A 14,721-nucleotide genomic window follows, 5' to 3' on the forward strand; every position below is an offset into this window, starting at 1 on the left:
CCGTCATAATAGTGAGTAATATACCCATTGCTGTCTACCAGCACAGTTAATTTCATCTTTTTTCCTCCTTAAACTAATCAAAATGATGTTGTTCAAGCAGAACATAAGTTAAAATAAGATGTATAGAAAAATAAGAATCATTTTGGAGGGACTAGTTAGATGTTTACCAGTCAAGTAAAAATAATGCTCTATGTAAATAATGTCAGTGAATCAAGTGAATTCTGGCAAAGTATCGGATTTGTAGAATTGGAAAGAGATGCTGTTGATGGAACGCTGGTTGTGGAGATCGCACCAAGTGCAGATTCTTCTGCCAAAATTGTTTTGTATGAACTGGCATTTATTCAAAAGCACTCTCCTGAAGTAGCAGGCAACACGCCATCACTGATGCTTTTCAGCGAGGATATTACAAAGCTGTATAAAAAAATGAAGGAGGCTCATGTAACAGTGGGGGAACTAGTGCAATTGCCCGGCGGTGAGCTGGTTTTTAACTTTTCAGATAATGATGGGAATTATTTTGCAGTGTCGGGAGAATAGAATGTAACTCATGAGAGGGCGAAATTCGTTCTCTTTTTTGTTCGTAAATAAAGCAGCTGATTGTGCGGCATTCCACAAGCATCAAACTGGCATTCTGTTTTTTTCTTTTTATATAATGAATTGGAATGAAATGAAAAGAGGGAAAGAAATGAAGTACCAAGTAGTCTTATATTATCAATATACAACGATTGAAGATCCGGAGCAGTTTGCCAAAGAGCATCTTGCCTTCTGTAAATCATTAAATTTAAAAGGAAGAATTCTTGTTGCCCGCGAAGGCATCAATGGTACTCTTTCCGGAACGACAGCTGAAACGAATAAATACATGGAAGCAATGCTTGCTGATGAGCGCTTTAAGGATACTTTTTTTAAAGTGGATCAGGCGGAAGAACATGCATTTAAGAAAATGTTTGTTCGTCCAAGAAAAGAGCTGGTTGCTTTGAATTTGGAAGATGATATTAATCCGTTAGCTTTGACTGGCAACTATTTAGAGCCGGAAGAATTTCGCGAAGCATTGATTGATGAAAATACCATTGTATTGGATGCCAGGAATGATTATGAATATGACCTTGGTCATTTTCGCGGTGCTGTGCGTCCGGATATTCGCAATTTCCGTGAGCTTCCTCAATGGATTCGTGACAACAAAGAGCAATTTATGGATAAAAAAATCGTCACTTACTGTACAGGCGGCATTCGTTGTGAGAAATTTTCCGGCTGGCTGCTGAGAGAGGGCTTTGAGGACGTAGCGCAATTACATGGAGGTATTGCCAATTATGGGAAAAATCCAAAAACTCAGGGTGAATTTTGGGATGGAAAAATGTACGTATTTGATGAACGAATCAGTGTAGAAATTAACCATGTGGACAAACAGGTTATCGGGAAGGACTGGTTTGACGGAGCTCCCTGTGAACGCTACATCAACTGTGCAAATCCTTACTGTAACAGACAGATTCTTTCTTCTGTAGAAAATGAAGAGAAGCACTTAGGCGGCTGTTCACCGGAGTGCAGCAGACATCCGGAAAATCGTTATGCTGCGAAACACCAGTTAACAAAAGAGCAAGTTGCTGAACGACTGTCTTTGATTGAGTTAGGCGTCTAAAAAGAGAACAATGAAGGATAAATCGGAAAGAGCGGTTTATCCTTTTTTTGCTTGAAAACACTAATGATTTCAGTTATTAAGTTATTTTTGTTCGGAATTCTTGTTGACTGAATCAAAAAAATCAAGTATAGTGAACCCAACAACATAGGTTAGACGCATTGAAAAGAAGAGTACAAGCTGCTGAATTTTAAAAGAGAGCTTCGACCGGTGAAAAGAAGCAGAGGAATCAGTTTGGAAGATGGTCTTTGAGCAGATGATCGTGAGTCTGAGGATAAGCGGTCAGCGGGAATGCCCGTTACAGCATGACAGTAATGACAGAAAAGGGGATTTTGTCTTACTGACTGAGGCTGTTCTTATAAGGGAGCAGTGAATTAAGGTGGTAACACGGAGTATACGCTCGCGTCCTTTCGGCAACGAAAAGGCGGGAGCTTTTTTGTATACAAGCTGCATAGCCCGCTATCAAAAGACTGGCATGAACTCTTATATCTTTAATGCTGAAACATTAAGCGGACCAGAAATACAACTAAAAAATGATGGAGGGAAAAAGAATGGAATTTGAAACGAAGTGTCTGCATGCAGGCTATCAACCGGGAAATGGAGAGCCGAGAGTGGCTCCCATTGTTCAAAGTACAACGTATACGTATGACTCTACAGAAGAAATTGGCAAATTATTTGATCTGGAAAAGGCTGGGTATTTTTATACTCGTCTGGCTAACCCAACGACAAATGCAGCAGAAGAAAAGATTGCGGCACTGGAAGGCGGAGTTGCGGCATTGTGTACTTCTTCCGGTCAGGCAGCAACATTTTTTGCAATTCTGAATATTCTTGAAGCGGGAGACCATCTGATTTCTTCTTCCTATGTGTATGGCGGGACGTTTAACCTACTCGCTCATACGTTCAGAAAAATAGGTATCAAAGTTACATTTGTTGATCAGACAGCAACCTTGGAAGAGTTGAAAAAAGCGGTCCAACCAAATACAAAAGCAGTTTTTGCTGAAACGATTGCTAATCCTGCCATGCATGTTTTGGATATTGAGAAATTTGCCAAGCTGGCACATGATGCAGAGGTACCGTTTATTATTGATAATACATTTGCTACCCCTTATTTTTGTCGCCCAATTGAATATGGTGCAGATATTGTGATACACAGTACGACAAAATATTTGGATGGTCATGCAGTTCAGACTGGTGGAGTAATTGTTGACAGCGGGAAATTCAACTGGAGTAATGGAAAGTTTCCTCAGCTCAGCAAGCCTGATGTGACGTACCATAATTTGGTCTATACTGAGACATTTGGACCGGCTGCTTATATTACTAAAGCTCGTGTACAGCTAATGAGAGATATTGGAGCGACTCCCTCTCCTCAAAACTCATTTTTGCTGAATTTGGGAATGGAAACTTTACCTGTACGGATGGATCGTCATTATGAAAATGCATTAGCAGTAGCGAAATTTTTAACAGAGCAAAATGCTGTATCTTCTGTTACTTATCCTGGATTGGAAACTGATGTGAATTATGAACTAGCTCAAAAATATGTTCCAAACGGGTTGTGCGGAGTTATCTCGTTTGAAATTGCAGATGGAAAAGAAGCAGCAGCTAAGTGGCTTGATTCATTGGAACTTGTTTCTTTGGAAGTACACGTAGCAGATATTCGAACCTGTGCGCTGCATCCTGCAACATCTACACATCGTCAGTTATCTGATGATGAACTAAGTAATGCAGGCATTTCTCCAGGACTGATTCGTATTTCCTGTGGGATTGAAAATGTGAAAGACATTCTGACAGATTTGCAGCAGGCCTTTGAAAAGCTGGAGGCATAGGTGATGCCGATAAAACTGGTTGATAGCTTCCCGGCGAAGCAAGTATTGGAAAAAGAAAACATTTTTGCCATAGATAATGAACGGGCCTCTACACAGGATATCCGACCATTAAAGCTCTTGATTCTAAACCTGATGCCCAATAAAATTGATACAGAAATTCAGCTTCTTCGATTAATCAGTCAAAGTCCTTTGCAAATAGATGTTGATTTTTTGAAAATTTCTTCTCATGAACATAAAAATACCAGCCTGCATCATTTGTCACAATTTTATCTGGCATTTGATGAGATCAGGAACAGAACTTACGATGGAATGATTATTACCGGTGCACCAGTAGAACAGCTGCCGTTTAAAGAAGTAAATTACTGGGATGAACTGGTGGAAATCATGGATTGGAGTCAGACAAATACAACTTCGGTCATTCATATCTGCTGGGGTGCACAGGCAGCCCTGTATCATCACTATGGTGTAGAGAAAACTGCCTATGATAAAAAGCTGTTTGGTATTTACAGTCAGACACCAAAAGAAAATCATCGTTTGTTCAGAGGATTTGATGACCGCTTTAATACGCCTCAATCCCGGTACACAGGCATCAATGAAGGACAGATTGATGAGAAGCGTTTACGGATAATGGCAGCAAATGAAGAAATTGGGGCAACGATTTTAATTTCCGAAGATGATCATAATATCTTTTTGCTGGGTCATTTTGAGTACGATACGGATTCTTTAACACAGGAATATCTGCGTGATCAGGAAAAAGGCATGGACACTGCAATACCTAAAAACTATTTTGTAGATAACCAGCTGGACAAAGGAGTCATCAACACATGGCGTGGACACGCGCATTTACTCTACCATAATTGGCTGAACGATGTCTATCAGCTGACGCCATATGAGTTGAATCAGATCCTCAGTGAGCAAAAAGAACGTTTAATGATGTGAAATGAATAATAATAAAAGGAGAAGCTGAATTTTCGGCTTCCCTTTTTTTTTAATAAAATGACCTGTATAATTAAAAACGGTAAAAATTTGGTAGTAAGAGGTGAAAGCATGGAAAAGCTATTTGTCAGTCCATCAAAATACGTTCAGGGGAGAGACCTTCTTAGGAGAAGTGGACCGTACATTCAAACATTTGGGAATAATGCCCTGATTTTGACGGATGAGTTTGTCTGGACGCTTGTTGGAGAATCGTATGATCAGCAGCTGACTAGTGAAGGATTGAAGGTAGCACACATTATTTTTAATGGAGAATCTTCTGAAAAAGAAATACAACGTATTATTAATGAAATGACTGAAACGAGTAGTGAGGTTTTACTTGCACTAGGAGGAGGTAAAGTTATTGATGCGGGGAAAGCAATCGCGGATCAATTGAATATACCAATTGTGGTTATACCGACAACGGCATCTACTGATGCGCCAACTTCTTCAGTATCTGTGTTATATGAGGATGATGGCCGCTTTAAGACCTATGCTTTGTACCAAAAAAATCCTGATCTTGTTCTTGTTGATACCGAAATAATTGTAAATGCACCTGTTCGGACATTGATAGCAGGGATTGCAGATGGTTTGGCCACCGGAGTTGAAGCAAGATCTGTTTGGAAAAATCATGGGGTTAATGTGCTGGGGCAAAAACCAACATTCACAGCACTGGCGATTGCCGAGAGATGTGAAGATGTTTTATTTACCTATGGACTCCAGGCTGTTGAAGATAATAGAAAAAGACGAGTTACAGATGCCTTTGAAGCAGTTGTAGAAGCAAATATTTTAATGAGCGGTCTTGGTTTTGAAAGCGGCGGCCTTTCAGCTGCTCATGCTCTGCATAACGGCTTTTCAGCTATCAAGGGAAAAGTCAATTTGTTGATGCACGGGGAGAAAGTGGCCTTCACAACACTTGTTCAGCTTGTTTTAGAGGAACAGCCGACTGAAATGCTGACAAGATACATTGACTTGTTCAGTGAATTGGGACTGCCAATCAATTGTCGAGGAATGGGACTGGATTTTAAAGATGAGAAACAGCTTGGTTTGATTGCCGAGCAGTCTCTATCAGATGGAGACTACCTGAAGCAGCAGCCGCGAGTTGTAACAAAACGAGAGATTGTCAGAGCGATTCAGGCGCTGGATGTCTTTGTAGAGAATAATTACGCATAGAATAATGAAGAAAACAAAGTAACTTGAGGAGGTTGTGACAAAGCTTCTCCATGCGACGAGTAACCGAAGGAGCATGTATACGAACTTAAATGCGACGAGTAACCGAAGGAGCATGTATACGAACTTAAATGCGACGAGTAACCGAAGGAGCATGTATACGGACTTAAATGCGATGAGTAACCGCAGGAGCACGTACATGAACTTAAATGCGACGAGTAACCGAAGGAGCATGTATACGGACTTAAATGCGACGAGTAACCGAAGGAGCATGTATACGGACTTAAATGCGACGAGTAACCGAAGGAGCATGTATACGGACTTAAATGCGACGAGTAACCGCAGGAGCAGATAAGTAGAACGATCTAGTTTGTTCCTCAAGGTCAACTTGGAAAAGAACTTCAATAAGTGATCGACCTACAAGCCCTTCTGTCCTCTTTAGTATGACAGGAAATAGCGTGTAGGTCGATCGTTTTTTTCTTTTCATTCTGTTTGGTGAGGGCGATAGTCCTCATGAGTGTTTGTCACAGGCTCTTTTACTTAAATTAGCAGGTTTTAAAGCACAAAAGCAGTTAAAAATAGTCTATTGAAACAAGTAAATTGAATTAAAAAGTATCTGTTTTTTTCTGGATAATGGTCTATATAGATTTTGAACCCAATTAAGTTGCCCAGAGAGGCTATGATAGTTTCAAGACCGCTGCTGCATTAAAAACTCTCCTGAGCAAGCCAATACTCAGGAGAGTTTACTCATCAAATATTTAACACTTTATCAAGGAAGTCTTTTGTCCGCTCATTTTGAGGAGATTCAAAAATTTGTTTCGGTGAGCCATCCTCCAGGAAGTTTCCGCCATCGATAAACATTACCCGGTTCGCTACTTCTTTAGCGAAGCCCATTTCATGAGTAACGATAACCATGGTCATGCCCTGTTTTGCCAGCTTTTTCATAACATTCAGCACATCTCCAACCATTTCCGGATCAAGTGCAGAAGTTGGTTCATCAAACAGCATGATATCCGGGTTCATAGCCAGTGCTCGAGCAATGGCCACACGTTGTTTTTGGCCCCCTGAAAGTGATTTCGGATAGCTGTCCTTTTTATCAGCCAATCCAACCGTATCCAAAAGTCTCATTGCTTCTTCTTTCGCTTCCGCAGGAGACAGACGTCCCAAATCTACAGGAGCCAGAGTAATGTTTTCCAGTACAGATAAATGCGGGAACAGGTTAAAGTGCTGGAAAACCATTCCAATATGCTGGCGAACTTTATTGATATCCGTATTTTTATCTGTCAGATTTGAACCGTCGATAATGATATCGCCGCTTGATGCTTCTTCAAGCTGATTCAGACAGCGCAGAAATGTACTTTTTCCAGATCCTGAGGGTCCGATGATACAAACAACATCGCCCTCGTTGATCGAAACATTGATATCATTCAATACAGTATTATCGCCGAATTTTTTCACCAAATGTTCAACAAGAATTTTTTCAGTCATTTATTTCACCCTCTTTTCAAGAACTTTTGCCAGTTTTGTTAATGATGTAATTAGAATTAAATACATCACAGCAATCACAAAGTAAACCATGGTACTTTGCAGGTTGCGGGCAACAATAATTCTACCCGTCTGCAGTAATTCAATTAAGCTGATTGCAGAAAGAATCGTTGTGTCCTTCAAAGAAATAACAAATTGATTGATGAACGAAGGAATCATAATCTTGATGGCCTGCGGCAGAATGATTTTTCGCATTGTTTTATTGTAGGACAGACCTAAACTTCTGGAAGCCTCCATTTGTCCAACTGGCACAGCGTTAATACCGCCCCGGACAATTTCTGAAATATAGGCACTGGCATTTAAGGTCAGTGTGATAATCCCAGCAATAAATACAGGAATGTTAAAGCCTAACATACTTGGCAAGCCGAAATAAATAAAGAACGCAACAACCATTAATGGAATTCCTCTGATAATATCCACATAAATTGTTGATATTATTCGTAAAGCTCTCACAGGAGAAACACTGAACAGTCCGAAAAACACACCCAGAATTAACGCTAAAGCAAATGAAATCAGTGTAAGCTGAACGGTCATCCATAATCCGCTTAACAGACGTTTCCAGTTATTTTTAATCATTCCGGAAAAGGTAGATTCATCAACAGTGTCTTTGGTGCTGCCGTCTTTAATATATTTTCCAACAATTGTGTCGTATTCGCCTGTTCGTTTTAATTCAGCCAAGCCTTCATTAAACATTTCAATTAATTCAGGATTTTTGCCTTTTTTCACAGCAAAGCCGTAAGAACCGCCTTCTTCACGGGGGATGGGTGTCGACAAAGCCTGCCCCTGAGCAATTCCATAACCGATTACCGGGTAGTCATCCATCATCGCAGCAATTTCGCCAATATCCAAAGAGCTGTACAAAGCATCTGTTGTATCCAGATATTTGATTTTATATCCATATTTATCTTTATTCGCTTCAAGGAAATCAGCACTCTCTGTCCCGATTTTTGCTCCAACTGTTTGATCTTTTAAATCTTCGTAGGAAGTTATAGAATCGTTGTCTTCCTTGACAGCAATTTGAATTCCGCTGTTGAAATAAGGAGTGGAGAAATCAAAGGATTTTTCACGTTCATCAGTAATGGTCATCCCTGCAATCATTCCGTCTGCCTGACCGGACTCCACAGCCTGAATTGCTGAACTGAATCCGATGAATGTAAATTCAATCGTGAAGCCCTGTAGTTGAGCAATTCGATTGATCAAATCAACATCGATTCCTTCGTATTCACCATCAGAATTTTGAAATTCGAAAGGCGCGAACGTTGAATCACTGGCAATTGTATACACATCTTTTTTAGGCTCAATTTGTTTCATTTCACCTTCAGCATCTTCAGAACCGGAAGAGATGTACTCGGCAATGATCTTATCATAGGTGCCGTCTTCTTTTAGTTTCTCAAGTCCGTCGTTGAACATTTCGATCAGTTCAGGGTTTTGCCCCTTTTTCACAGCAAAGCCGTAAGAACTGCCCGTTTCTTTCTCTCCAACCAGTTGAAGCTTTTGCCCATTTGTAATGGCGTAGCCTAACACCGGATAATCATCAAAGATCGCATCAGCTTCCCCGTTTTGAAGAGCCTGATACAAACCGGTTGCATCATCAAAATTTTTAATGGAGTAGCCATACTTGTCCTGATTTTTTTCAAGAAAAGCTGCGCTCTCCGTTCCTACTTTGGCAGCAACTGCTTTACCATCTAAATCATCATAGTTCTCAATGGTATCATTCCCTTGTTTGACAGCCATTTGCAGGCCGCTGTTAAAATAAGAATCTGAGAAGTCAAAGGATTTTTTTCGTTCATCTGTAATACTCATTCCCGCGATCATTCCATCAATCTGTCCTGACTGTACAGCTTGAATGGCTGAGTCAAATCCAAGAGGCTTAAGATTCACTTTGAATCCCTGATCTTCTGCTATCGCATTCAGCAAGTCTATATCAATACCGATATATTCATCATTTGAATCCTGAAATTCAAATGGGGCGAATGTCAGATCTGTTCCAATATCATAAGTCTTTTCTTCTGCCCAGCTCGTATTGCCGTTCGTTAAAACGAGCAGACTTGCAATCATAGCAAATAAAGAAAATAAAAAGTGCTTCTTCTTCATACAAAATCCTCCTAAATAATTACATATTTAACAATTATATAGCAAAATCCATGAGAAAAACAATAAATTCGGTAAAGGTAAGAAAAAAAATAAAAAAATCTAACGTTTGATGTTAGGTTTTATGACAAGGTTAACCCACCTAGTTACTAATAATTTCTCCTTCTAAAAAGCTTTTAGCTGATGGGAAACATTTGAATACCTTCTATATATAATACATATAAGAACGGATAAAAAATTGAGATTATAGAAGTAGCGAAAATATGTTCGGTATGTTAAAATGATTCAGGGAGTAAGAAATTTACTCTTTTCCTTTTCTAGTGAGAAAATTACACGAGAGGAGCACAACTTATGATTGAGAGAAAAACCACCAATACATTTGAGTTAGTTTCAAAATATAAACCGGATGGGGATCAGCCACAAGCAATCGCTCAGCTGATTGAGGGTGTTGAAGGCGGAGAAAAGGCTCAGATTCTTTTGGGGGCCACCGGAACTGGTAAAACATTCACAATTTCAAATGTCATTAAAGAGATTAACAAGCCGACATTAGTAATTGCTCATAATAAAACATTAGCTGGGCAGCTATATGGAGAGTTTAAAGAATTCTTTCCGAATAATGCAGTTGAATATTTTGTCAGTTACTATGATTATTATCAGCCGGAGGCTTATGTTCCTTCAAGTGATACATACATTGAAAAAGATGCCAGTATTAATGATGAGATTGATAAACTTCGTCACTCTGCAACCAGTGCTTTACTGGAGCGTAATGATGTGATCGTTGTTGCTTCAGTCTCTTGTATTTTTGGTTTGGGAGATCCAAAAGAATACAGTGAACAAATTGTTTCATTAAGAGCAGGTATGGAAATAGAAAGAGGGCAGCTGCTGAAAAGTCTTGTGGATATTCAATTTGAACGAAATGACATTGATTTCCAGCGGGGGCGTTTTCGTGTCAGAGGGGATGTTGTTGAGATATTCCCGGCATCAAGAGATGACCATGCGTTGAGAGTCGAATTTTTTGGAGACGAAATAGAAAGAATCCGAGAAGTGGATGCATTGACCGGGGAAATTTTAGGAGAAACCGAGCATGCGGTTATTTTCCCTGCAACTCACTTTGTTACAAATGAAGACCATATGGAACATGCAATCAGTCAGATACAAGAAGAATTGGATGCTCGTCTGAAGGTTCTGCGGTCTGAAAATAAGCTGCTGGAAGCACAGCGTCTGGAGCAGCGAACCAATTATGATATCGAAATGATGCGTGAAATGGGATATACCTCTGGGATTGAAAATTATTCCAGACATATGGATGGCAGATCAGAAGGAGAGCCTCCGTATACTCTGATAGATTTCTTTCCGGATGATTTTCTGCTGGTCATTGATGAATCGCATGTAACGATGCCTCAGGTACGAGGTATGTATAATGGCGACAGGGCAAGAAAGCAAATGCTCGTTGACTATGGATTCCGTCTGCCAAGTGCACTGGACAATCGGCCTTTACGTCTTGAAGAATTTGAGCAGCATGTCCATCAGGTTGTTTATGTATCTGCAACACCGGGACCTTATGAGTATGAACAAACAGATACTGTGATTCAGCAGATTATTCGTCCGACAGGGCTGCTTGATCCGGTGATTGAAGTTCGTCCGATTATGGGACAGATTGATGACCTTGTTGGTGAAATTAATGAGCGTATTGAAAAAAATCAACGGGTCTTTATTACGACATTAACCAAAAAAATGTCGGAAGACCTAACAGATTACTTCAAAGAACTTGGAATGAAGGTAAAGTATCTTCACAGTGACATTAAAACGATGGAACGAACCGAGATTATCCGTGATCTGAGGTTGGGAGAATTCGACGTCTTGATAGGAATTAATCTGTTGAGAGAAGGTCTGGATGTACCTGAGGTTTCATTAATTGCTATTTTGGATGCTGATAAAGAAGGATTCCTGCGAAGCGAGCGGTCGCTTGTCCAGACTATTGGACGGGCAGCGAGAAATGCGGATGGAAAAGTTATCATGTATGCGGATAAAATTACTGATTCCATGCAAAAAGCGATGGATGAAACGGCACGGCGGCGTTCTATTCAAGAACAATATAATGAAGAACATGGTATTGTTCCGAAAACAATCATTAAAGAAATCCGTGATCTGATCTCCATTTCCAAGGTTGCAGAAGAGGATGAAACTTATACAATCAGCAAGTCTTATGATAAGATGACGAAACAGGAAAAAGATGATTTGCTGATGCGACTGGAAAAAGAAATGAGAGATGCGGCCAAAGCGCTTGATTTTGAAGCTGCAGCTACATTAAGAGATACAATACTGGAATTGAAGGCTTCAAACTAGGAGGTAAAAGATGCAAAACGATAAAATTGTCATTCACGGAGCAAGAGCTCATAACTTAAAAAATATAGATGTAACAATCCCTAGAGATAAGCTGGTTGTAGTGACTGGTTTATCGGGGTCTGGAAAAAGCTCATTGGCTTTTGATACTTTATATGCCGAAGGACAGCGCCGATATGTTGAAAGTCTTTCAGCTTATGCCCGCCAGTTTTTAGGTCAAATGGATAAGCCTGATGTTGACAGCATTGATGGATTAAGTCCGGCCATTTCGATTGACCAGAAAACAACAAGTAAAAATCCGCGTTCAACAGTAGGAACAGTTACGGAAATTAATGACTATCTGCGTCTTTTGTTTGCTAGAATCGGTCATCCGATTTGCCCAAATGATCATATAGAAATTACCAGTCAGTCTGTGGAACAAATGGTGGATCGTGTCCTGGAACTGCCGGAACGAAGCAAAGTTCAGATTTTGGCACCGGTAATTGTAAAGAAAAAGGGTCAGCACAAAAAAGTATTTGAATCAATCCAAAAAGACGGTTATGTGAGAGCTCGCGTGGATGGAGAAGTTTATGATCTGAGTGAAGTGCCTGAACTTGAAAAAAACAAGAAGCATGATATTGCTATTGTTGTCGATAGGATTATTGTAAAAGAGGGTATTCGCTCCCGTCTCTTTGACTCACTTGAGGCAGCCCTCCGGCTTGCAGACGGCTATGCTTTAGTAGACGTAAACAGCAAGGAAGAATTGCTGTTCAGTGAACATTATGCATGCCCTTACTGTGGTTTTACTGTAGGAGAATTGGAGCCGCGTCTGTTCTCATTTAATGCACCATTTGGAGCTTGCCCGGATTGTGATGGGCTTGGAATGAAGTTGGAAGTAGATAAGGACTTAGTTATCCCCGATCCAGAAAAAACACTGAAAGAAGGAGCAGTTGCTCCATGGAATCCGATCAGTTCTCAATATTATCCTCAAATGCTGGAACAAGCAGCGCTCAGTTTTGGTATTGATGTGGATACTCCGTTCAGTGAATTGCCAGAAGAGCATCAGGATATTATTTTAAATGGTTCAAACGGAGAAGTATTCCATTTTCACTATGAAAATGATTTTGGCGGTGTTCGAGACGTAGACGTCCCTTTTGAAGGGGTACTAAAGAATATTAAACGCCGTTATCATGAAACCAATAGTGAGTTCACTCGGGAACAAATGCGTACTTACATGACCGAATTGCCTTGCGAAACATGTAAAGGATATCGTTTGAATCAGCAGGCACTGGCAGTGAAAATCAACGGGACCAGCATCGGTGAAGTCAGCGAGCTGACGATCAAAAAAGGGTTGCCGTTCTTTGGTAAGCTGTCATTGTCTGAGCAGGAAGAGATGATCGCAAAACCTATCTTAAAGGAAGTCAGAGATCGTCTGACATTTCTGGAGAATGTCGGTCTGGATTATCTGACATTGAGCAGGGCTTCCGGTACGTTGTCCGGAGGGGAAGCCCAGCGGATCAGACTTGCAACGCAGATTGGCTCAAACCTTTCAGGCGTACTCTATATTCTTGATGAGCCGTCAATTGGACTTCATCAGCGGGATAATGATCGTCTGATTGCTTCATTAAAGAAGATGCGTGATCTTGGAAATACTCTGATTGTGGTGGAACATGATGAAGATACAATGAGGGAAGCAGATTATCTAATCGATGTTGGGCCTGGAGCTGGAGATCAGGGGGGACAGATTGTAGCTGCCGGCACTCCAAAAGAGGTTGCCAAAAATAAAAAATCATTGACTGGACAGTATTTATCAGGAAAGAAAAAAATCTCTGTTCCGGAAAAACGCAGAAAAGGAAACGGCAAATCAATTAAAGTGACTGGTGCTGCAGAAAATAATTTAAAAAATATTAACGTGGAATTTCCTTTGGGTGAATTCGTTGCTGTAACTGGTGTCTCAGGTTCCGGTAAAAGTACATTGGTAAATCAAATTTTGAAAAAAGCTTTGGCACAAAAAATTAATCGAAATTCAAATAAACCAGGTAAACATAAAAATGTCACAGGATATAAGCATATCGAAAAGGTTATTGATATTGATCAGAGTCCGATCGGCAGAACTCCGAGAAGTAACCCGGCAACATATACCAGTGTATTCGATAACATTCGTGATCTGTTTGCAAAGACAAATGAAGCAAAAGTCCGTGGATATAAAAAGGGCAGATTCAGTTTCAATGTTAAAGGCGGAAGGTGTGAAGCTTGCCGGGGAGACGGTATTATAAAAATCGAAATGCATTTCCTGCCGGATGTTTATGTTCCATGTGAAGTCTGCCATGGAAAACGTTATAACTCTGAAACTCTCGATGTTCATTATAAAGGAAAAAATATTTCAGATATACTTGAAATGACTGTGGAAGATTCGGTTGAGTTCTTCCAACACATTCCGAAAATTCATCGAAAGCTTCAGACGATATTAGATGTTGGTTTAGGCTATGTAACATTGGGACAACCTGCAACCACACTTTCCGGGGGAGAAGCACAGCGGATGAAACTGGCCAGTGAGCTTCATAAAATATCCAACGGAAAGAATTTCTATATTTTAGATGAACCAACTACGGGACTCCATACAGATGATATTTCTCGCTTGCTGAATGTTTTGAATCGTCTTGTTGATACAGGAAACACAGTGTTGGTTATTGAACATAATCTGGATATGATTAAGTCAGCAGACCACGTAATCGACCTAGGACCTGAGGGTGGAGAAGGCGGAGGTACCATTGTAGGAATAGGGACTCCAGAAGATATTGCTGAAATAAAAGAGAGCTATACAGGGCAATATCTGAAGAGCGTTCTTTAGAATTGGTATACTCCATTTTCAGTTTGTTTATATTTATTTTAGTCAAACAAATAATTATTAAGGATTCTTTTAGTTTCCTTGATTTAAATCTTTATTTAAGGTAAAATTTGTTTAATGAAGATAAGTTATGGGTGTGAATTGGTCTATAACTTTCTCTCTATAAATAATCCGTTCAAAAAAGAAAAAGGAACATCTCTGGCTCTTTGTCAAATCGGACTGATAGTATCACCAATGAACATCGGAAGAAGGAATCGAACTCCTTCTCCGGTGTTTTTTATTTGTATTGAATAAGGCCGTTGAGTAAGAAAATTCGGGTACGC

At 40.1% G+C, this 14,721-nt stretch carries 10 protein-coding genes and 1 other annotated feature; of the genes, 8 read left to right on the plus strand and 2 right to left on the minus strand.

Annotation, left to right across the window (positions count from 1 at the left end):
• Positions 1-159: 159 nt before the first annotated feature.
• From IW492_RS07485 to IW492_RS07505, 6 genes are all read left to right on the plus strand, one after another.
• Positions 160-534, plus strand: coding sequence for a VOC family protein (locus tag IW492_RS07485; protein ID WP_202066989.1), 375 nt, complete (start codon positions 160-162; stop codon positions 532-534).
• A 148-nt stretch (positions 535-682) separates the two neighbouring features.
• Positions 683-1,630 carry an oxygen-dependent tRNA uridine(34) hydroxylase TrhO gene (gene trhO, locus IW492_RS07490; protein WP_202066990.1) on the plus strand — a complete coding sequence of 316 codons (948 nt, stop codon included), beginning with the start codon at positions 683-685 and terminating at the stop codon, positions 1,628-1,630.
• 149 nt (positions 1,631-1,779) lie between these two features.
• Positions 1,780-2,040 (plus strand) — a binding site (T-box leader).
• A complete protein-coding gene (locus IW492_RS18045; protein ID WP_236671833.1) occupies positions 2,007-2,189 on the plus strand; it encodes a hypothetical protein in 183 nt (60 codons plus the stop codon). Its footprint overlaps the feature before it by 34 nt.
• Positions 2,179-3,450, plus strand: a complete 1,272-nt coding sequence (locus IW492_RS07495; RefSeq protein WP_202066991.1) for an O-acetylhomoserine aminocarboxypropyltransferase/cysteine synthase family protein — start codon at positions 2,179-2,181, stop codon at positions 3,448-3,450. The genes IW492_RS18045 and IW492_RS07495 overlap by 11 nt, the downstream gene beginning before the upstream one ends.
• A gap of 3 nt (positions 3,451-3,453) precedes the next feature.
• On the plus strand, positions 3,454-4,389 hold the full coding sequence (locus IW492_RS07500) for a homoserine O-succinyltransferase (protein ID WP_202066992.1): 936 nt from the start codon (positions 3,454-3,456) through the stop codon (positions 4,387-4,389).
• Between the two features lie 108 nt (positions 4,390-4,497).
• The gene (locus tag IW492_RS07505) at positions 4,498-5,595 is read left to right on the plus strand and encodes a glycerol dehydrogenase (protein WP_202066993.1); all 1,098 of its coding nucleotides are present in this window, start codon (positions 4,498-4,500) and stop codon (positions 5,593-5,595) included.
• A 747-nt stretch (positions 5,596-6,342) separates the two neighbouring features.
• Here IW492_RS07505 and IW492_RS07510 read toward each other — a convergent pair.
• Complete coding sequence (locus IW492_RS07510; RefSeq protein WP_202066994.1) at positions 6,343-7,080, minus strand: amino acid ABC transporter ATP-binding protein; 738 nt, start codon at positions 7,078-7,080, stop codon at positions 6,343-6,345.
• Complete coding sequence (locus IW492_RS07515) at positions 7,081-9,231, minus strand: amino acid ABC transporter substrate-binding protein/permease (RefSeq protein ID WP_202066995.1); 2,151 nt, start codon at positions 9,229-9,231, stop codon at positions 7,081-7,083.
• Between the two features lie 348 nt (positions 9,232-9,579).
• Here IW492_RS07515 and uvrB point away from each other — a divergent pair, with 348 nt between their 5' ends.
• Together uvrB and uvrA are read left to right on the plus strand one after the other, a co-directional pair.
• The gene (gene uvrB / locus IW492_RS07520) at positions 9,580-11,574 is read left to right on the plus strand and encodes an excinuclease ABC subunit UvrB (RefSeq protein WP_202066996.1); all 1,995 of its coding nucleotides are present in this window, start codon (positions 9,580-9,582) and stop codon (positions 11,572-11,574) included.
• A gap of 10 nt (positions 11,575-11,584) precedes the next feature.
• Positions 11,585-14,401 carry an excinuclease ABC subunit UvrA gene (gene uvrA, locus IW492_RS07525; protein WP_202066997.1) on the plus strand — a complete coding sequence of 939 codons (2,817 nt, stop codon included), beginning with the start codon at positions 11,585-11,587 and terminating at the stop codon, positions 14,399-14,401.
• The last annotated feature ends 320 nt before the right edge of the window (positions 14,402-14,721 follow it).

It is taken from the genome of Enterococcus sp. BWB1-3 (assembly GCF_016745275.1).
Classification (GTDB): domain Bacteria; phylum Bacillota; class Bacilli; order Lactobacillales; family Enterococcaceae; genus Enterococcus_L.